Source organism: Actinoplanes sp. NPDC051343 (assembly GCF_044455125.1).
GTDB lineage: Bacteria > Actinomycetota > Actinomycetes > Mycobacteriales > Micromonosporaceae > Actinoplanes.
Genome location: NZ_JBITEL010000001.1, coordinates 1031936 through 1051919, shown reverse-complemented (window position 1 = coordinate 1051919; position 19984 = coordinate 1031936). Strand labels below are relative to the sequence as shown.

At 71.1% G+C, this 19984-nt stretch carries 16 protein-coding genes; 9 read left to right on the top strand and 7 right to left on the bottom strand.

Annotation, left to right across the window (positions count from 1 at the left end; all coding sequences use genetic code 11):
- Window positions 1–66: 66 nt before the first annotated feature.
- Window positions 67–600 carry a G/U mismatch-specific DNA glycosylase gene (gene mug, locus ACIA5C_RS04630; protein WP_396052014.1) on the top strand — a complete coding sequence of 178 codons (534 nt, stop codon included), beginning with the start codon at window positions 67–69 and terminating at the stop codon, window positions 598–600.
- A gap of 614 nt (window positions 601–1214) precedes the next feature.
- On the opposite strand, the gene ACIA5C_RS04625 is transcribed toward mug, so the two are convergent.
- Both ACIA5C_RS04625 and ACIA5C_RS04620 read right to left on the bottom strand, forming a co-directional pair.
- On the bottom strand, window positions 1215–1970 hold the full coding sequence (locus tag ACIA5C_RS04625) for an SDR family oxidoreductase (protein WP_396051222.1): 756 nt from the start codon (window positions 1968–1970) through the stop codon (window positions 1215–1217).
- 9 nt (window positions 1971–1979) lie between these two features.
- Window positions 1980–2729 carry a helix-turn-helix domain-containing protein gene (locus ACIA5C_RS04620; RefSeq protein WP_396051221.1) on the bottom strand — a complete coding sequence of 250 codons (750 nt, stop codon included), beginning with the start codon at window positions 2727–2729 and terminating at the stop codon, window positions 1980–1982.
- Between the two features lie 107 nt (window positions 2730–2836).
- On the opposite strand from ACIA5C_RS04620, the gene ACIA5C_RS04615 reads away from it, so the two are divergent.
- The gene (locus ACIA5C_RS04615; protein WP_396051219.1) at window positions 2837–3199 is read left to right on the top strand and encodes a nuclear transport factor 2 family protein; all 363 of its coding nucleotides are present in this window, start codon (window positions 2837–2839) and stop codon (window positions 3197–3199) included.
- Between the two features lie 40 nt (window positions 3200–3239).
- Here ACIA5C_RS04615 and ACIA5C_RS04610 read toward each other — a convergent pair whose 3' ends face one another.
- Window positions 3240–3818, bottom strand: a complete 579-nt coding sequence (locus ACIA5C_RS04610; RefSeq protein WP_396051217.1) for a TetR/AcrR family transcriptional regulator — start codon at window positions 3816–3818, stop codon at window positions 3240–3242.
- Between the two features lie 164 nt (window positions 3819–3982).
- Between ACIA5C_RS04610 and ACIA5C_RS04605 the strand changes: the two genes are divergently transcribed.
- Window positions 3983–4633, top strand: coding sequence for an HAD family hydrolase (locus tag ACIA5C_RS04605; RefSeq protein WP_396051215.1), 651 nt, complete (start codon window positions 3983–3985; stop codon window positions 4631–4633).
- Between the two features lie 149 nt (window positions 4634–4782).
- A complete protein-coding gene (locus ACIA5C_RS04600) occupies window positions 4783–5685 on the top strand; it encodes a serine protein kinase RIO (protein WP_396051213.1) in 903 nt (300 codons plus the stop codon).
- Window positions 5686–5803: 118 nt separating this feature from the next.
- Here the strand turns inward: ACIA5C_RS04600 and ACIA5C_RS04595 are convergent, their stop codons facing one another.
- Window positions 5804–6049, bottom strand: coding sequence for a DUF2630 family protein (locus ACIA5C_RS04595; RefSeq protein WP_396051211.1), 246 nt, complete (start codon window positions 6047–6049; stop codon window positions 5804–5806).
- A gap of 367 nt (window positions 6050–6416) precedes the next feature.
- Here ACIA5C_RS04595 and ACIA5C_RS04590 point away from each other — a divergent pair, with 367 nt between their 5' ends.
- Window positions 6417–9032: a LuxR C-terminal-related transcriptional regulator gene (locus ACIA5C_RS04590; protein WP_396051210.1), complete on the top strand. Its 2616-nt coding sequence runs from the start codon at window positions 6417–6419 to the stop codon at window positions 9030–9032.
- Between the two features lie 30 nt (window positions 9033–9062).
- Here the strand turns inward: ACIA5C_RS04590 and acnA are convergent, their stop codons facing one another.
- Together acnA and ACIA5C_RS04580 are read right to left on the bottom strand one after the other, a co-directional pair.
- Complete coding sequence (gene acnA / locus ACIA5C_RS04585) at window positions 9063–11837, bottom strand: aconitate hydratase AcnA (RefSeq protein ID WP_396051209.1); 2775 nt, start codon at window positions 11835–11837, stop codon at window positions 9063–9065.
- Window positions 11838–11985: 148 nt separating this feature from the next.
- The gene (locus ACIA5C_RS04580) at window positions 11986–13779 is read right to left on the bottom strand and encodes a glycosyltransferase family 4 protein (RefSeq protein ID WP_396051207.1); all 1794 of its coding nucleotides are present in this window, start codon (window positions 13777–13779) and stop codon (window positions 11986–11988) included.
- Window positions 13780–13876: 97 nt separating this feature from the next.
- Here ACIA5C_RS04580 and ACIA5C_RS04575 point away from each other — a divergent pair, with 97 nt between their 5' ends.
- The 4 genes from ACIA5C_RS04575 to ACIA5C_RS04560 all read left to right on the top strand — a co-directional run bounded on the left by ACIA5C_RS04575 (window position 13877) and on the right by ACIA5C_RS04560 (window position 19313).
- Window positions 13877–14266, top strand: a complete 390-nt coding sequence (locus ACIA5C_RS04575; protein WP_396051206.1) for a hypothetical protein — start codon at window positions 13877–13879, stop codon at window positions 14264–14266.
- Between the two features lie 31 nt (window positions 14267–14297).
- A complete protein-coding gene (gene pulA, locus ACIA5C_RS04570) occupies window positions 14298–17579 on the top strand; it encodes a pullulanase-type alpha-1,6-glucosidase (protein WP_396051205.1) in 3282 nt (1093 codons plus the stop codon).
- A 76-nt stretch (window positions 17580–17655) separates the two neighbouring features.
- Entirely contained in the window at window positions 17656–18684 is a 1029-nt protein-coding gene (locus ACIA5C_RS04565) for an LLM class flavin-dependent oxidoreductase (protein WP_396051203.1), read from the top strand.
- A complete protein-coding gene (locus ACIA5C_RS04560) occupies window positions 18681–19313 on the top strand; it encodes an NADPH-dependent F420 reductase (protein WP_396051202.1) in 633 nt (210 codons plus the stop codon). The genes ACIA5C_RS04565 and ACIA5C_RS04560 overlap by 4 nt, the downstream gene beginning before the upstream one ends.
- A gap of 217 nt (window positions 19314–19530) precedes the next feature.
- Here ACIA5C_RS04560 and ACIA5C_RS04555 read toward each other — a convergent pair whose 3' ends face one another.
- Window positions 19531–19977 carry an NUDIX domain-containing protein gene (locus tag ACIA5C_RS04555; protein ID WP_396051200.1) on the bottom strand — a complete coding sequence of 149 codons (447 nt, stop codon included), beginning with the start codon at window positions 19975–19977 and terminating at the stop codon, window positions 19531–19533.
- Between the last annotated feature and the right edge of the window lie 7 nt (window positions 19978–19984).

Here is a 19984-nt window from a genome sequence, read left to right as displayed (position 1 = left end):
GTTCCGCCGGAGTCGTCGGTCGGTACCGGGCGGCCCGGGGGCCGATGGAAGCCGACGGCGGCCGACGTGGCGGCCGCGGCCGATCGGACGATCCCCGACCTGGGTGGTCCGGGACTGCGGGTGCTGTTCTCGGGCATCAACCCGAGCCTCTACTCGGCCGCGACCGGTCACCACTTCGCCCGGCCGGGCAACCGGTTCTGGCCGGCGCTGCACCGGGCCGGGTTCACCGGGCGGCAGCTGCACCCGTCCGAGCAGTTCGAGCTGCCCGCGGCGGGTCTGGGCATCACCAACGTGGTCGCCCGGGCGACCACCCGCGCCGACGAGCTCTCACCGGCCGAGCTGACCGCGGGCGGTGCAGTCCTGGCCGCCCTGGCTGCCAAGTGGCGCCCGCGCTACCTGGCGATCCTCGGGGTGACGGCCTACCGCACGGCGTTCGCCCGTCCGAAGGCCGTGCTGGGCCTGCAGCCCGAGCCGCTCGGCGGCGTACCGGTCTGGGTGCTGCCCAACCCGAGCGGCCTCAACGCCCACTACACGGTCGACACGCTGGCCACCGCGTATGCCGAACTCCGCCGGGCCGCCGCCGCTGACCCGGCTCGCTGACCCGGCTCGCTGACCCGGCCGCCGACCGCGTCGCCGGCGTGCCGGGTCGGCTGGCTCCCGGAGCGGCGGATGCCGGCTTCGAGCGGCCGTTCTCGACGAGGGCTGCACCTTGGTGCTTTTGCGCAGTAACAAGGGGGCCTGGGCGACAAACGGCCCGTCAAGCTGTTGGCGGCCCTGAACACCGCTCCGACGCCCGCTCCGCCAGATCTTCGGCCGGCTGCCGAGGGCCTCGGAGGACGACCGTGCCCTGAAGTGGGCGGGCTCGCTGGGACGAGCGGTCACGCCTTCTGCTCTGCCGCCGGCGGCTTTTCGGGAGCCGAGCCCGTCCGCCATGAGTCGTGTGGCGGCGGCCCGGGCGGCGCAATCGGCGTGTCTATGGCGCCGGTTGACGAACTCGCCGCTGTCCAGCCGACTGGCGAGACCATCGCGCCGGTCGCGCTGTCGGGTCGACCGGCGTGACTGTCGGGCTGGTGGGTGGGTTCGGCGCTGTCGGGCCGACCGGCGTTACCGTCGCGCCGGTGGATGGGCTCGCCGCTGCGGACGGTGTGTCGCCGCGGCACCGTCACCGGCGGGGGGCCGACCTGCGGGCATGGGGTGACGTCCCGGTTGGAACGTCAGAGGGCGGCCAGCAGGCCCCCGTCGACCGGGATTGACAGGCCGGTCAGGTAGCTCGCCGCCGGGGAGAGGGTGAACGCCGCGACCTTGCCGAACTCGTGCGGTTCGCCCATGCGGCCCATCGGGACGGTGTCCTCGACCTTTTTCTGGGCGGCTGCGGCATCGCCGGAGGCGGCGAACAGTTCGCGGTTGCGGTCGGTCATCACGCGGCCCGGCATGAGGCTGAGCACGCGGATGCCGCGCGGGGCGAACTCGTTGGCCATCTCCTTCGCCGCCATCGCCAAGCCGGGGCGGAGCCCGTTGGAGAGGCCGAGGCCGGTAAGCGGGCTCTTCACCGAGGTCGACAGGACGAGGGCGATCGCGCCGCCGCCGGAAAGGTTGGCGGCGACCGTGCGGGCCAGGCGGATCGAGCCCAGGAACACGGTCTCGAAGGCGTTGCGCCACTGCTCGTCGGAGAGTGAGGCGACCGAGCCGACGGACGGGCCGCCGACCGAGATCAGGGCGCCGTCCAACCGGCCGAAACGCGACATCGCCGTGTCGATCAGCTGCTGGGGGACCGACGGGTCGGCGAGGTCGGCGACGACACCGACCGCGGAGTTGCCGAGACTTTCGGCCGCCGCGGAGAGGCGGTCGCTGTCGCGGGCCGAGATGACCACCTTGGCGCCGTCGGCGACCAGCGCCTCCGCGGTGGCGAAACCGAGCCCGCGGGAGGCTCCGGTGAGGATGTAGACGCGATCCGCCAGCCCGAGGTCCATCCCCGAATCCTAGGATCCGGCGTGCAGGGCCGCAGCGGTGGCGGCGTCGGCGGGGAGGAACGATTCGATCGCCAGCTCGGAGAGGGTCACGTCCAACGGCGTACCGAAAACCGAGGTCAGGCTGAAGAAAGAGAGAGCCCCGAGGCGCAAGGGAACGACCAGGCTGCCGGGTTCGGCGGCCGAAAGGCCGCCCGGATAGGCACTCAGCTCGCCGTGGAGTTCACGCAGAATCGGATCGGCGGTTGCCGATGCCTGGTGATCGAGGCGGTGCAGCACGTGCGTGCGCCATTCGGCGAGATTGCCGATGCGCGGCGCCATTCCCGCCGGATGCAGCGACAGGCGTAGCACATTGACCGGCGGCTCCAGGAGCCACGGCGCGCAACCCTCGAGAAGCGGGGCCACCGCCGCATTGGCGTCGATCAGTGTCCAATGCCGGTCGATCAGCAGGGCCGGGAAAGGCTCGTGCCCGGCGAGGACGTCGCGCAGCGACGCCAATACCGCCGCGAGCGGCGGACCTTTCAGGTCCGATTCGGCGAAGGCCGGTGCGTAGCCGCCGGCCAGGAGCAACTCGTTCTGCGCCCGCAGGGGTACGGCGAGCCGCTCCGCCAGCCGCAGGATCATGTCCCGGGTCGGACGGGCCCGGCCGGTCTCCAGGAACGACAAATGCCGGGCTGAGACGCCGGTCTCGGTGGACAGCTCGAGCTGGCTCATGCGCCGGGTGGTCCGCCAGCGGCGCAGCAGCTGCCCGACGTCGCTCATGCCCGCAGCGTAGTCCGGCCGATCATCGGTGCCATTACCTGTGAGGTAATCGACGGCATTACCTCGAGTGGGTGATCGTGGTCCACCGACGACGAAAGGACGAAACGATGAGCGACTTCGACGGTGTGGTGGGGCAGTACCTGGCGGTCTGGAACACCACCGACGAGGCGGCGCGCCGCAGAGCGATCGCCGAGGTGTTCGCGGAGGACGTGCGGTACGTCGACCCGCTGGCCGCGGTCGAGGGCCGGGACGCGCTGAGCGCGTTGATCGGCGTGGTCCACCAGCAGTTCCCGGGGCTGGTGTTCAGCGCGGCCGGCCCGGCCGACGCCCACCACGACCAGGGCCGCTTCACCTGGCATCTGGGCCCGGCCGGCGGGGAACCGGTGGTGATCGGCTTCGACGTGGCTTCGATCGACGGTGACGGCCGGATCCGGGAGGTGCTCGGCTTCCTCGACAAGGTCCCGGGGTGACTGTGGACGGCGGCCGAAAAGTGGTGGCCTGGGACAGGGGTCAGCGGCGGCGGACGGCGTCTTCGACCAGGTCGAGGACGCGGCTGAGGTCGCCGGGCGGGCGGCCGGTGGCGAGGTGCAGCACCAGGCCGTCGTAGGCCAGCTCGAGGAACTGGGTGAGCACCTCGACCGGCACGTCGTCGCGGAGGACGCCGGCGTCGCGCTGGCGGCGGAGGCGGTCGCGGGTGGCGTCGGCGATGGCGGCGGCGCGCTCGGACCAGCGCTTGGCGAAGGCCGGGTCGGTGCGCAGCCGGCGGGAGACCTCGAGCTGTGTGCCGAGCCAGCCGGCGGTGTCGCCGTCGCTGCCGCCGGCCCGGTCGAGGAGGTCGCGCATCACCTGGACGAGGCCGTTGCGGGCGACCGTCTCGACCATGGCGGCGGCGTCGTCCTCGGCCACGGCGAGGAAGAGGGATTCCTTGTCGCGAAAATGGTGGAAAATCGCCCCTCGGGAGAGGCCGGTGGCGTCCTCCAGACGGCGGACGGTGGCACCCTCGTAGCCGAACCGCGCGAAACAGTCGCGCGCCGCGGCGAGGATCTCGTGGCGACGCGCGTCCAGCTGGTCCTGGCTTACCCTGGGCACGCCTTGGATGGTGTCACGCGGGGCCTTTCAGTTGCAATCCGTACGTACGTCTTGTCAAACCTCGGGGACAACCCGGCCGGATGGCGCGAAATCCGTCATTCAAGTCAAGATTTGTTAATAGGGCTGGACTATCGGCTCCGGGCAAGCTCACGTAAAGTGCCCGAGTGCCCCTCGTCCTGATGGCCCTCGACGACACCCTGCTCGACCGCAGCGGTGCCTTCATGCTGTGGGCGAAGGATTTTCTGGACGAGATAGGGGCGCCACCGGAAGATCTCCAATGGTTACTCTCGGTCGATGCCGATGGCCTCACTCCCCGGTGGGACCTGGCCGATCTGATCCGCGACCGCTACCACCTGAACATCCCCTCGATCGACATCCTGGAAGAGTTGCGCGGCGGCCCGCTCAGCTACGAGCGGCTCGACCCGCTGGTCGGCTGCGCCCTCAAGATCGCCGGAGATGCGGGCTTCGTGCCGGTGGTGGTCACCAACGGGCCGGCCGAGATCCAGGAGGACCGCATCCGGCGTACCGGACTCGACCAGTTCGTCGCCGACTGGGTGATCTCCGAACGGGCCGGGGTAAGCAAGCCCAACCCGCGCATCTTCGCGATGGCCGCCCAGCGGGTGCGCATGCGGCTCGGCGGGGCCTGGGTGGTCGGCGACAGCCCGGAGGCCGACATCGGCGGCGCGGCCGCGATGGGCCTGCCCAGCGTGTGGCTGCACCGGGGCCGGGAGTGGATGGACAACCGGTTCGCGCCGACCCGGGTGGTCGGCAACGTGATCCAGGGCTTGTCCGCGATCATGGCCGCGCCCCGATAAAGGCGCCCGATAAATAGCTTGCGGGCTCCGTCGTGGGCCCGGCAAAGTAGGCGCGACCGACGAGAGAAGGAGGTGTGAGACATGGCTGTCTTTGTGCTGCTGGCTGCCCGTTTCCGCTTCCCCGAAATTCTCTCCGAGGAGTTCCTCCAGTGCGTGAGCACGAGACCGTGCGCCGTGGGCGCCGCAAGTTCGACGACGACGATTCCACTTTCCTGAAGCGCGGCCGGCTCGAGCCGCGCCTGAGCGAAGATCCCGACCTGCCCCCGTCCGGCGACCGATGGTCAAGCTGGGACGGCGCGCTGCACGGCCCGGAGCCGCGGCCCGACTGGGTCCGCACCGAGGATGGCGCGGTCGACACCGAACTCGGGATTCTCAAGACCGGCAAGGAAGCGGACGTGTACCTCGTGCGTCGCGCCATACCGGACACCGACAAGATCAGCGTGATGGCGGCCAAGCGATATCGCGACGGCCAGCACCGGCTCTTCCACCGCGACGCGGGCTATCTGGAAGGCCGGCGGGTGCGGCGGTCGCGCGAGAACCGCGCGATGACCAACCGTACGGCGTTCGGCAAGGAAGTGATCGCCGGACAGTGGGCGACGGCCGAGTTCGGCGCGTTGTCCCGGCTCTGGCTGATCGGGCAGGAGAGCGGCCTGGTCCGGGTGCCCTACCCGGTGCAGCTCGACGGCACCGAGGTGATGCTCGAGTTCATCGGCGACTGGGACACCGGCGAGGCGGCACCCCGGCTGGCCCAGGTGCGGGCGGAGCCGGACGAACTGCGCCACCTCTGGGAGCAGATGACCGACGCACTATCGGTGATGGCCCGGGCCCAGGTGGCGCACGGCGACCTGTCGCCCTACAACACGCTGGTGCAGGAGGGCCGGCTGGTGCTGATCGACCTGCCGCAGATCGTCGACGTGATCGCCAACCCGCAGGGCGCCGACTTCATCGCCCGGGACGTCAACAATGTGGCGTCCTGGTTTGCCGCCCGCGGTCTCGAGGTGGAGCCGGAGGCATTGCTCGAACGCCTCCTGTACGAGGCGGGCCTGCGGTGATGCGAGGCGGCGCTGCGGTGATGCGAGGCGGGCCTGCGGTGATGCGAAGCCGGCCGGCTCGACGAACACAACCCGGTCCGCGGCCGCCTCGTCCGAGGTGGCCGCGGCCGGGGCCGCGTCACTGCAGATATCCCTCGACCTCGCCCACGCTGTGAGCCTGCTCGACGTTCGGGTCGTTGCCCACCTCGCGGGCGGCCCGGCGCCGGCGCAGCAGGTCCCAGCACTGGTCGAGGCCTTCCTCGATCTCCTTGAGCCGGGCGTGCTCCTCGGTCGAGGAGATCTCCCCGCGGCCCAACTGCTCACGCAGCTTGTGCTCCTCGTCGACCAGACTGTGGATCCGGCCGAGCACGGTGTTGTCATCCATGGCTTGAGCCTATTCACCAGGCAGGTCGTATGGGGTCAGCGGGTGCGGTCGAAAGCCGAATCACGCAGAGTGATCTCCGGTTTGCGCACATCGGCGGTTAGAAGTACGCATGTCCGCTGATGTCTACGAGGTAGTTGAAATGGCAAGCTAATCGCATGAACGACCGGGACGCCGGGGGGCGACGTTCCGGTGGACCGCCGGCGAGTGGGCGCTCGTCGGCGGCGTCACGAGGTGTCACCGGGGGCGTGGGGCCACCCCCCGGTGGCACCTCAAGCGCCCTTCTCTCGGATCTCCGCCCGGACGACCGCTGACGTCCGGGCGGTCCGCGCTGGTCGAAGGCTTGCGCGCATGCCTAGACTCGCGCCCCATGGGGGGACTGCTCGGCCGCACGGCCGAGATAACCATGCTCAACGACGCCGTTTCCCGGCTGCGCCTGGGGCACGGGCAGGTCTGCTGGGTCGGCGGTGAGCCGGGCATCGGCAAGTCTGCCCTGCTTGACGAGGTGCTCACCGATGCCGGGGGGAACGGCGTCGAGGTGCTGCGCGCGTCCGCCGGACCGCACATTTCGGATCCGTTCACGGCGCTGGGGGGCGCCGACCAGGTTCTGAAGGTCGCGGAGAAGGGCCCGGTGGCGGTCGCGATCGAAGATTTTCAGTACGCCGATCCGACACTGTCGGTTATCTGGCATCGCCTTGCCTCGGCGGCCGGGACCTTACCTCTACTCCTGATCGGATCGGCCGGACCGGTTCCACGCGCGCTCCACATCGACGCTCTGCGGGCCGACGCGTCGCTCGTGATCGACCTCGGGCCGCTCGACGAGGCGTCCGCCATCGAGCTGCTGGTACGCACCAGGGGCGACGCGACCAAGGCCCAGCTGATCGACGCCGGCGGCAACCCGCGCTACCTCGCCGGCGACCGCTCGATCGACAGGCGGCTGGCCGCGCTCAGCCCGGAGACCCGCAGCCTGCTGCGGCTGGCCGCGGTGCTCGGCGAGCGGTTCGACGCCGATGAACTGGCGGCCGTGCTCGGCCGGCGCCCGGCCGCCCTGGCCGACAGCCTCGACGAGGCGCACCGGGCCGGGCTGCTCGACGAGACCGGGGCCTATCGATCAGGTCTGCGCGGCAAGACCGAGACCGGGGCCTACCGGGTCGGCCGGCCCGACGAGCCGGGGCGGCTGATGTTCCGGCACGGGCTGATCCGCCGGGCCCTCGCCGCCGAACTGTCCACATCGCTGCGGTCGGCGCTGCACCGGCAGTTCGCCGAGGCGCTGGCCGAGCGGGGTGCGGCGTTCGACACGATCGCCGGGCACCTGCGCGCGGCCGGCGGACCCGGCGCGCCCTGGGTCGGCCGGTGGCTGGCCCGGCTGCCCGAGGGGGTGCTGCGGGCGGCGCCCGAGGTCGCGGCCGAGGTGCTCGGCCCGGCTCTCGACTCGACGGTGCTGCCGCCCGAGGTCCGCGAGACGCTGTCCGCCCGGCTGATCCGGGTGCTGACCGCGCTCGGCCGGGAGGAACGCGCGGACGACCTGGCCCAGTCGCTGCTGCGGGACAGCACCGACCCGGGGCATCGCGGCACGGCCTGGATCGCGCGGATCGCGATCGCGGCCCGCAACAACGAGCTCGACCGGGCCGGCGACCTGATCGTCGAGGGACTGGCCGACCCGACGCCCGGGCGTGGATTCCGAGCCCATCTGCGGGCCCGGGAGGCCCAGCTGCTGCTGCGCCAGGGCGACCCGGAGCGCAGTCGCGAGCAGGCCAACCGGGCTTTGGAGGAGGCCGAGGCGGTCGAGGACGCGGAGGCGGCCGGCTATGCCCGGCACGTGCTCGCCCACCTCGACCGGGAGCCGGCGCGGGCGCTCGCCCACCTCGACGCGGCACTGGCCGGCCTGGCCGCCGACGAGGCGCCCGACCTGCGGCTGCGGCTGCTCAACAACCGGCTGGCCGCGCTCAACAACCTGGGCCGGGCCGACGAGTTCGAGGCGGCCGCCCGGCAGGTACCCGACCATGTCGCCCGGGTCGGCGTGGTCCGGGGTGCGTCCCTGCTGCTCGCCGCGGCGATGGGCTGCTACGACTTCGGACGCTGGGACACCTCGCTCGACTACCTGGCCCGGATGCCCGAGGAGCTGCCGGCCGCGTTGCGGATCGGCCGGCACGGGCTGGCCGCGATGCTGCACGCCCACCGCGAGGAGTGGACGCCGGCCGAACGGCACCTGGCCGAGGGCCTGCGCATCCCGAACCGCTCGGGCGACGTCCGCATCTGGTCGGGCTATCTGATCGCGGCCGACGCCATGCGTGCGGTCACCGACCGCGACCTGCGCCGGGCCGCCGACCTGCTCACCACGTGGCTCGACTCGGACGCCGAGTTCGAGAACCGGGAACGCTACATGTGGCTGCCGCCGCTCATGCGGGTCGCCCGCGAGCTGCACGACCGTGACCTCGAGGAACAGATCGTCGCGGCCACCGAGCAGGATGCGCGGCGGCCGGACGCGCTGGCGATGCAGCAGGCCGCCGCGCGGCTGTGCCGGGCCCAGTTCGAGGACGACGCTGAAACGTTGCAGGCGGTCGCGCGGGTCTACGAGAACCACGGCTGGGCGATCATGCGGGCGTTCGCGACCGAGGAGACCGCGGTCCGGCTCGCCGCGGCCGGGCAGATCGAGCAGGCCCGGGCCGCGTTCAACGACGCGGTGCGTGGCTATGCCGGTCTGGGCGCGACCTGGGACGTACGCCGGGTGGACGCGCGACTGCGCCCGCTGGGCATCCGGCGCGGCAGCCGGACCCTCGACCAGCGGCCCGAGTCGGGGTGGGCGGCGCTGACCGACGCCGAGCGCCGGGTCGCCGAACTGGTCGCCACCGGCAAGTCCAACCCCGAGGTCGCCAGCGAGTTGTTCCTGTCGCCGCGGACCGTACAGACCCACGTCTCGCGCATTCTGCGCAAGCTCGGCTACACCTCGCGCATGGATCTCGTACGCGATCGGGCCCGGCGCTGACAGCACCGGGCCCGATCGGCGGAACCATATTCAGCTGTTGAGCATCTTGCGGAGCACGTACTGCAGGATGCCGCCGTGCCGGTAGTAGTCGGCCTCGCCGGGCGTGTCGATGCGGACGTCGGCGTCGAACTCGATGCCGGTGTCGGTGCGCACCTTGACCGTCGCCGGGACGTCGCCGCCGTTGAGCGCCTCGATGCCGGTGATGGTGAAGGTCTCGGTGCCGGTCAGGCCGAGCGACTCGGCGTTGGTCTTGGGCGGGAACTGCAGCGGCAGCACGCCCATGCCGATCAGGTTGGAGCGGTGGATGCGCTCGTAGCTCTCGGCGATGACCGCGCGGACGCCCAGCAGCATGGTGCCCTTGGCCGCCCAGTCGCGGGACGAGCCCGAGCCGTACTCCTTGCCGGCCAGGATGACCAGCGGGACGCCGGCCGACTGGTAGGCGACCGAGGCGTCGTAGATCGTGGTCTGCTCACCGGTCAGGTGGTTGACCGTGAAGCCACCCTCGACGCCGGGCACCAGCTGGTTGCGCAGCCGGATGTTGGCGAACGTGCCCCGGATCATGACCTCGTGGTTGCCGCGGCGGGAGCCGTACGAGTTGAACTCGTGCCGCGGGACGCCGTGCTCGGCCAGGTATTTGCCGGCCGGGGAGTCGGCCTTGATCGAGCTGGCCGGCGAGATGTGGTCGGTGGTCACCGAGTCGCCCAGCTTGGCCAGCACCCGGGCGCCGGAGATGTCCCGCACCGGCGAAGGCGTGGGAGACATGCCCTCGAAGTAGGGAGGCTTGCGCACGTAGGTCGAGTCGGAGGCCCACTCGAAGGTGTCGCCCTCCGGGGTCGGCAGAGACTGCCACTGCTCGTCGCCGGCGAAGACGTCCGAGTAGGCCGCGCTGAACCCGGTGGCGCCGATCGCCGACGCGATGACGTCGTCGATCTCCTTGGCGCTGGGCCAGATGTCGTGGAGGTAGACCGGCTTGCCGTCCGATCCGGTGCCCAGCGGCTCGGTGGTGATGTCGAGGTCCATCGTGCCGGCCAGCGCGTATGCCACCACCAGAGGCGGCGAGGCCAGGTAGTTCATCTTGATGTCGGGGTTGATCCGGCCCTCGAAGTTGCGGTTGCCGGAGAGCACGCTGACCGCCGTGAGGTCGGCCTCGTTGACCGCGGCCGAGATCGCCTCGGGCAGCGGCCCGGAGTTGCCGATGCAGGTGGTGCAGCCGTAGCCGACCAGGTTGAAGCCGAGCTTGTCGAGGTAGGGCGTGAGGCCGGCCCGGTCGTAGTAATCCATGACGACCTTGGAGCCGGGCGCCAGCGTCGTCTTGACCCACGGCTTGCGGGTCAGGCCGCGGTCGACCGCGTTGCGGGCCAGCAGCGCCGCACCGATCATGACCTGCGGGTTGGACGTGTTGGTGCACGAGGTGATCGCGGCGATGCCGACGAAGCCGTGGTCGAGCTCGAACTCGACGCCGTCGTCACCGGTGACCCGCACCGGGTTGGAGGCCCGGCCCTCGGAGCCGTTGGCCGCCGACTCGAACTTGTGCGGCTTGTCCGAATTATCGGAAACGTCATTCGCGGGCGGGTCGGAAGCGGGGAAGGACTCTTCGCTGGCCTCGTCCGCGTGCCCGGACGGCTGCACGTAGTTGACCAGGGCCTCGCGGAACATCGGCTTGGCGGCGTTCAGCGGGACGCGGTCCTGTGGGCGCTTCGGGCCGGCCAGCGACGGCACGATCGTCGACAGGTCGAGCTCGAGCCGCTCCGAGTAGCTCGGCTCGTTACTCGCGTCGTGCCACAGGCCCTGCCGCTTCGCGTACGCCTCGACCAGGGCGACCTGCTGGTCGCTGCGCCCGGTCAGACGGAGGTATTTGATCGTCTCGTCGTCGATCGGGAAGATCGCGGCGGTCGAGCCGTACTCCGGCGACATGTTGCCGATCGTGGCCCGGTTGGCCAGCGGCACGGCGCTCACGCCGGGGCCGTAGAACTCGACGAACTTGCTGACCACGCCGTGCTCGCGGAGCATCTCGGTGATCGTGAGGACCAGGTCGGTCGCGGTGGTGCCGGCCGGCATCTCACCCGAGAGTTTGAAGCCGACGACCCGCGGGATCAGCATGCTGACCGGCTGGCCGAGCATCGCGGCCTCGGCCTCGATGCCGCCGACGCCCCAGCCCAGCACGCCGAGGCCGTTGACCATCGTGGTGTGCGAGTCGGTGCCGACCAGCGTGTCGGGGTAGGCCTGGCCGTCGCGTTCCATCACGGTGCGGGCCAGGTATTCGATGTTGACCTGGTGCACGATGCCGGTGCCGGGCGGGACGACCTTGAACTCGTTGAACGCGGTCTGGCCCCAGCGCAGGAACTGGTAGCGCTCGCGGTTGCGCTGGTATTCGAGCTCGACGTTGCGGGCGAAGGCGTCCTCGCGGCCGAACAGGTCGGCGATCACCGAGTGGTCGATGACCAGCTCGGCCGGGGCGAGCGGGTTGACCTTGGTGGGGTCACCGCCGAGCTCCTTGACGGCCTCGCGCATGGTGGCCAGGTCGACCACGCAGGGGACGCCGGTGAAGTCCTGCATCAGCACCCGGGCGGGCGTGAACTGGATCTCGACGCTGGGGTCGGCGGTCTCGTCCCAGCCGCCCAGTGCGCGGATGTGGTCGGCGGTGATGTTGGCGCCGTCCTCCGTCCGCAGCAGGTTCTCCAGCAGGATCTTCAAGGAGTAGGGCAGGCGGTCGTGCCCCTCGACCCTGTCGATCGTGAAAATCTCGTAGCTCGCGTCACCGACGCGCAGCTCGCTCTTCGCACCAAAGGTGTCGAGGCTGGCCACGTCAACTCCTTCACACCCAGCGACCGTGAGTAGTACTCAGCAGTCTTTCGCATTGGTCGGCGCTGTCCTCTGGTTAGGCGGACCTAACTGTGGGTTCACGACTTTCCATAAACCGTACGTCCGTCTTGTAAGCCGGGGCAAGGCGGGGTCAGGCCGTGGCATGCACCGCGAAGGTGTTGTCGGCGAGATAGGCCGGCTGGAGCGTGACGCCGCCGATCGTCGCGGCCGGGAGCACGAAGGCGCGGCTTTTGTCGACGATGTCGTCGCGCAGGCCGGCCAGTGGCACCAGGTCGGGCCCGAGGCGCAGGTGCAGCGACCAGGTGCCGACCGGCAGGGCCGGGATCACGGCCCGGAAGGTCGCGGATTCGTGTTCGAGCGGAAACTCGCGGGTCTCACCGGCGGAAACCGCCACCAGGGCGGCGTCGGAGGAGAAGGCCGGGCCGATCAATCGGCCGGCGACACGTACGCCGTCCGCATCGGCCTGCACGGGTCCCACCTCGGCATAGGCGCTCCGGTCGGTGACGCGTACGCCCATGGTCCCGTCCGGGCGCCGGTAGGGCAGCTGGAGCCGCATGTCCGGGACGTCCTCGAGCAGCCACCGGGTGTCGCGCAGCCCGGCCTGCAGCTCGGTGCCGTCCTCCCGTACGGCCCGGTAGTCGTCGCCTTCGCCGTCCAGGCGTACGCCGGCCGGAAGCGGCGACAACCCGTCCCAGTCGAGGGTCGGCCGGCCGGCCGACGCGACCGGTCCCAGCACCTTCAACGGCTCGCCCGGCCGGCTCCACCAGCGCCGCTTCTTGCTCGCCGCCAGCTCCTCGAACAGCTGCTCGTACTGCCCGGCGATCGGTGCCGGGTCGTACCGCGTGGAACTGGCCAGCGCGGCCGTCGCCATCGACTGCCGGAGCGGCTCGTCGTTGATCATCCGGAGCAGGGCGTCGCCCAGCGCGTCCGGGTCGCCGACCGGGGTGAGCAGGCCGTCCACCCCGTGTTCGAGGATCTCGCCCGGCCCGTGCGGCGCGTCGGTGCTGACCACCGGCACGCCGCAGCGCATCGCCTCGACCAGCGTCATGCCGAACGGCTCCTTGTCGGCCGAGACCGCGGCAATCGAGGCCTTGGCCCACTCCGGCTCGATCGGCATGTAACCGCCCATCATGCGGACGTGGTTGTGCAGGCCCAGTTCGAGCACGAGCGCGCGGAGCGCCGGTTTCTGGTCGCCGTCGCCGTAGATGCGCAGCTGCCAGTCCGGCCGCTCGGCGACGACCTTCGCGAACGCCCGGATCAGTACGTCGTACCGCTTGCTCTTGACCAGCCGGCCGGCCGCGACGATCAGCTTGGCCCGGCCGTGCGAGGGCGGGACCGACGGCGCCGGGATGCTGTTCGGGATGTGCAGCAGGCGGGTGCTGCCGAGGCGCACGTTGGCCCGGTAGTCCTCGGCGTCGCGCCGGGAGACCGTCACGAACGCGTCGATGCGGCGCAGGTGGCCAGGCATCTCCTTACGCAGTGCGGCCCGGTGCTGGCCGCGGACCAGGTGCTCCTGGCCGATGCGGACGAGGTGCCGCGGGGCGAGGCGCGCGAGGTAGGCGATCAGGCCGGGCCGGGTGGCGATCACCACGTCGGCGTCGGTGCCGGCCAGGTACTGCCGGTAGCGGTCCTCGACCCACGCGTTGTAGGTCGAGGCCTTGAAGTCGGCTTTCGGGTAGTGGCGGCCCGGGCGGTCGCGGCCGGGCGCGTCCGCGACATGGTCGGGGTGGTCCGTGCGGACCTCGGTCAGCGACATCAGCCGGATCGCGGGCGGCACCGTGAGATGAGGCACGTCGCGCCGGCGTTCGGTGCTCAGCACCTCGATCTCGTGGCCGCGCCCGGCCAGCGCCCCGCCCAGGTTGAACGTCGTCTTGACCGTTCCCCCGATGCCGAAGGCATCGTTGATCAGGAATAGGACCTTCACGGCGCGCCGCTCCTCCGTGGCTCGGACAGGGCCGCCACACTAGCGCCCGCCATCCAACGGCGTTTACCTGTGTGTTCCGCCGGGCATCCCGCGGCACGTGAAGACACCCACCGATCGGGCCGGGCTCACCGACTTCTTCGACCGCTACGGTTCGGCTCTCACCTGCGGTGACGTCGCCGCGGTCGCCTCCTGCTACGCCCTGCCGGGCATGGTGATGTCCGACTCGTACAGCTTCACTTTCGCCACCCCGGCCGCGGTCGCGCTCTCCTTCCTCGGAGCCGCGCCCGGCTATCACGACCAGCAGGTCGTCGCCGCGCACGCCCAGTTGCGCGACGTCCAGCGGCTGTCCGAGGCGCTCCGGATGGTGCTGGTCGAGTGGGAGTACCTGGACAGCGCCGGGAACGCGGTGCCCGGCGAGTCGTATCGCTATCTGATCCGGATCGGGGCCGAAGGACCCCAGATCACGGCGGTGATCGCGGTTTCCTGAAACCGTCGGACCCCGGTGCGAGGATGACCGGGTGACCACGATCGAGATCTCGGCCAGCGCGCCACCGACTGCCCCGAGCCGGCCTCGATGGCTGGTCGTGCACTACCTGCGGCCCGACGGCGACTACGAGCACTGGTCGCTGCACGCCTGGGGCGACATCGCGCCTGACCAGGCCACCGGTTTCCCGGGCGGGCATCCGTTCGCGGGCGAGGACGCCGACGGCCGGTTCGCCTGGGTGCGGCTGGCCGACGATGCCCGGGAGGTCGGTTTTGTCGTGGCCGACCGCGCCGGGGTCAAGGACGTCGCCGACGACCGGCACGTCGATCCGGCGGTCACTCCGGAGATCTGGCTCAAACCCGGCGATTCCACCATCTATTCGGAGTGTCCGACCTCCCGGGCAGAAACCTCACCGGACGGCTTCGCCACCGTGCACTTCCGGCGGCCCGACGGCGACTACAGCGGGTGGGGCCTGCACGTCTGGGAGGGCGCACGGTCCAGGACCCCTTGGCGTACGCCGTTGAGCCCGTCCAGCTACGACCCGTTCGGAGCGGTGTTCCGGGTGCCGCTGCGGCCGGACGCCGTGGGGCTGCGGTTCGTCATGCACCGCGGCGACACCAAAGACCTGCCGGACGACCAGCGGCTCGACCTGACGGTGACCCGCGAGGTGTGGCTGGTCGCCGGCACGGCCGAGCCGGTGCTGCCCGATCTGCGCACGCTCGGTCCCGAGCTCGACCCGGCCCGCTCGCTCGCCGTGTTCCTCGACCGTACGACGATCGCGCTCCCGCCCGAGCTGGCCGGCCGGGCCGACGGGCTGGCCCTGGTCAGCTCGTCCGACGGGGTGCGCCGGGTGGGCGACGAACTGGTCGGCGAGCACACCACGCTGCCGCTGACCCCACGCCCGGGCGGCCTCTTCCAGGGCCAGAGCCGCAAGTTCCCGCACCTGCGGGCCTACCGCGCGTTCTCGGTGCGCGAACTGGGCGACGCCGCGCTGGGCTACCTGCTGCGCGGTCAGTTGCTGGTGGCCGGCCGCGACGCCGACGGCCGCCTCACCGCGCTCACCGGGGTCCAGCTGCCGGGCGTGCTCGACGACCTCTACGCCGAGGCGGCCGAAGCCGACCTGGGCGTCACCATCGACGACGAGGAGCGCCCGGTGGTTGCGGTGTGGGCGCCCACCGCGCGTACGGTCGAATTGGAGCTCTCGCGTTCCCCCGGCGAGGAACCCAAACTGGTTCCGATGGACCGCGACGCGGTCACCGGGATCTGGTCCGCGGTCGGCAAGCGCAAATGGCTCGGGCGTTACTACCGGTTCCGGGTCGAGGTGTGGCACCCGGCCGCCCAGCGGGTGGTCACGACCAGCGTGACCGACCCCTATTCGCTCGGCCTGGCCGTCGACTCGACGCACAGCCTGCTGATCGACCTCAGCGACCCGGCGCTCATGCCGCCGGGCTGGGAGTCGCTGGCCAAGCCGCCGCCGGTCGCGCCGGCCCGCATGCAGATCGCCGAGGTGTCGGTGCGCGAGTTCTCGATCTTCGACTCCTCGCTGCCGGCCGAGGAGCGCGGCACCTACGCGGCGTTCACCCGGCCCGAGGCCGACAGCATGCGGCACCTGCGCTCGCTGGCCGACGCCGGGCTCACCCACCTGCACCTGCTGCCCGCGTTCGACTTCGCGACCGTGCCCGACCGGCGTTCGGACCAGGCTCAGCCGCAATGCGACCTGCTCGCGCTGCCACCTTCCTCGGAAGATCAGCAGCGCGCGGTGGCCGAGGTCGCTGACCGGGACGGCTTCAACTGGGGTTACGACCCGTGGCACTACACCGCGCCCGAGGGCAGCTTCGCGGTCGATCCGGCCGGCGCCTCCCGCATTCGCGAGTTCCGGGCCATGGTGGCCGCGCTCAACGCGGCCGGCCTGCGCGTGGTCATGGACGTCGTCTACAACCACACCATGGGCGACGGGCTCGACCGGTTCAGCGTGCTCGACCGCATCGTCCCCGGCTATTACCACCGGCTGCTGGCCGACGGCACCACCGCCGAGTCGACCTGCTGCCCGGGCACCGCCACCGAGCACATGATGATGAGCCGCCTGGTCATCGACTCGGTGCTGACCTGGGCCCGCGACTACAAGATCGACGGCTTCCGGTTCGACCTGATGGGGCACCACCCGCGGTCCAACATCCTCGAGGTGCGGGTCGGGCTCGACCGGCTCAGCAAGTTCGAGCACGGCGTGGACGGCAAGGAGGTCTACGTCTACGGCGAGGGCTGGAACTTCGGTGAGGTGGCCTACGACGCCCGGTTCGCCCAGGCGACCCAGGTCAACATGGCCGGCACCGGCATCGGCACGTTCAACGACCGGCTGCGCGACGCGGCCCGCGGCGGCGGCTCGTTCGGCGACGACCCGACCGACCAGGGCTTCGCGACCGGGCTCGGTTCGCGCACTCCGCTGGTGGTTCATGACCGCATCAAGATCGGGCTGTCCGGTGCGCTGGCGACCTACCGGTTCGTCACCCACACCGGCCACGAGCAGGGCGGCGCCCAGATCGACTTCAACGGCTCGCCGAGCGGCTACGCGCTCGCCCCGGCCGAGGCGGTCAACTACGTCGACGCCCACGACAACGAGATCCTCTACGACGCCCTAGCGTTCAAGCTGCCGCCCGGCACCCCGCCCGTCGAGCGGGCCCGCATGCAGGTCCTCGCGCTGTCGCTGATCGTGCTCGGCCAGGGCGTCGGGTTCATGGCCCTGGGCAGTGAGCGACTGCGCTCGAAGTCGCTCGACCGCAACTCGTTCAACTCCGGCGACTGGTTCAACGCGATCCGCTGGGACCCGGCGGCCGGCAACGGGTTCGGCCTCGGCCTGCCCCCGGCCTCCGACAACGAGGGCCGCTGGCCGTGGGCCCGGCCGCTGCTCGCCGACGCAGGCCTGGTCCCGTCGCCCGAACTGGTGGCGATGACCGCCGAGCGCTACCGCGAGATGCTGCGCATCCGCCGCTCGTCGCCGGTCTTCGGGCTGCCGACCGGCGACGAGGTGCAGCGGCGGCTGAGCTTCCCGCTGGGCGGGCCGGGGGAGACCCCGGGGGTGATCGTGATGTGTCTCGACGGCACCGGCATCGACACCCGGTGGGGCACCCTGGTCGTCGTCTTCAACGCGACCGACTCCCTGGCCGTCGAGACCGTGCCCGCCCTGGCCGGGCTCCACCTTCGGCTCCACCCGGAGCTGACCGGCTCGGCCGACCCGCTGCTGCGTACCGCCGCGGCGGCCGGCGGCGTGCTGACCGTGCCGCCGCGCTCGGTGCCGGTTTTCGTGGCCGATCTCCCGTAGCGGAATTTCACCCCCTCCCTCGTGGTTGATGCGGGCAGTTGTAATTGACACGTCAATCACTAAGTGGGAGATAGCCATGGCCGACCTCGTGATCGGGCTCGACACCTTCGGCGACGTGCCGGTCGACAGCACCGGTGCGCCCGTCTCGCACGCCGTCGCGATCCGGCAGGTCGTCGAGGAGGCGGTGCTGGCCGACCAGCTCGGCGTCGACGTGATCGCGCTGGGCGAGCACCACCGGCCCGAATACTCCATCTCGACGCCGGAGACCGTCCTCGCCGGCATCGCGACCCGTACGTCTGAGATCAAGCTCGCGTCCGGCGTCACCGTGCTCAGCTCGGACGACCCCGTGCGCGTCTTCCAGCGCTTCGCCACCGTCGACGCGCTCTCCGGCGGCCGGGCCGAGGTGATCCTCGGGCGGGGCTCGTTCACCGAGTCGTTCCCGCTGTTCGGATACGACCTGTCGGACTATGACGTGCTGTTCGAGGAGAAGCTCGACCTGTTCGTGAAGCTGCTCGACGAGAAGCCGGTGACCTGGAGCGGGACCACCCGTCCCGCGCTCTCCGACGCTTCGGTCTTTCCGCGCACCGAGTCCGGGCGCCTCAACACCTGGGTCGGCGTCGGTGGCTCCCCGCAGTCGGTGGTCCGCACCGCCCGCTACGGTCTGCCGCTCATGCTCGCGATCATCGGTGGTCCCGCTGACCGGTTCGCCCCCTACATCGACCTGTACAAGCGTGCCGCCGAGCAGTTGGGCACGGTCGCGCACCCGGTCGGCATGCACTCGCCCGGCTTCGTCGCCGACACCGACGAGGAGGCCAAAGAGCTGTTCTACCCGGCGTACAAGGCCCAGCGCGACCGGATCGGCGCGCTCCGCGGCTGGCCACCCCTGCGCCGGTCCGAGTTCGACGCCGAGATCGAGCACGGCTCGCTCTACGTCGGCTCGCCGGACACCGTCGGCCGCCGCATCGGCGCGGCGGTCAAGACGCTCGGCGTGGGCCGGTTCGACATGATCTACACCGCCGGGGCGCAGTCGATCGGCGCCCGGATGCGCAACGTCGAGCTCTTCGGTGAGAAGGTCATGCCCATGGTTCGGGAGATCGCTTCATGACCACGATCGGGATTCTGGGAGCCGGCAAGGTCGGCACCGTGCTGGCGCGGCTCGCGGTCGCGGCCGGCTACCGGGTGCTGGTCGCCGGCTCCGGCGACCCGCAGAAGATCGCGCTGATCGTGTCCGTGCTGGCGCCCGGCGCGACCGCGACGACCGCGGCCGAGGCGGCGGCCGAGGCGGACATCGTCGTGCTGGCCCTGCCCCTCGGCAAATACGACACCGTGCCGGTCTCGTCGTTGCAAGGAAAGCTCGTCGTCGACGCCATGAACTACTGGTGGGAGATCGACGGCATCCGCGACGACCTCACCGACCCGCGTACGACCTCGAGCGAGATCGTGCAGGCGTTCCTGCCGTCGTCGCGTGTCGTGAAGGGCTTCAACCACATGGGTTACCACGACCTGGAAGCCGGGGCCCGGCCGGCGGGCACCCCCGGACGCAAGGCGATCGCGATCGCCGGCCCCTCCCCGGACGTGGAGACCGTCGCCGACCTGGTCGACGCGCTCGGCTTCGACCCGGTCATCGCCGGGCCGCTGGCCGCGGGCGCACGCATGCAGCCGGGCACGGAGCTCTTCGGCGCCAACTTCGATCAGGAACAGGTGCGCGCGGCACTCGGCTCCAAAATGTCATAGGCGCCCTGTCGCCAAGATCAACCGGCGCGGGGGCGGTCACCGTCGACGGCACGGTCGCCGTGGTGCGCAGCGGCGACCGGACCTACCACGTGCGCGGCGCGGCGTCGTGCACCTGCGCCTGGTGGGCCCGGCGGGCGCGGGCCGTGCAAGCTACGGATGGTCACCGTGGAAGTCGGAGCATGAGCCGCGCGTCGGACGCCGCGCCATGTGGGGGTGGTCAGGCGGCCCACGGGCCGGTCGGGGACAGCCGGCAGAGCACGTCGAGCAGTTCGGGTGGCTCGACGCCCTCGGGGAGGGCGTCCCACGCGACCCAGGCGTGTTCGACGAGCCAGTCCGACTCGTACGCCATGAGGCCCTCGCGGCCGATGGCCGGCGGCTTGTCGAAGACGGCCAGGAAGAACTCCTCGTCGCCGTCGTAGAGGTTGCCGTTCCACCGCAGGTGGCGGTGGACCCGGACCCCCGGTTCACGCACCGCCGACCCGGGCAGCCCGGTCTCCTCGGTGAGCTCGCGGCGGGCCGTCTCGATCGGGCTCTCGCCCTCTTCGATGCCGCCGCCCGGCGGCTCCCAGACCAGGTGACCGTCGACCGGGTCGCGCCAGCACATCAGCAGGACGCGGGAGCGGTCGTCGACGCAGACCACTCGAGCCGCGGGTCGCCAAACCATCCGGTCA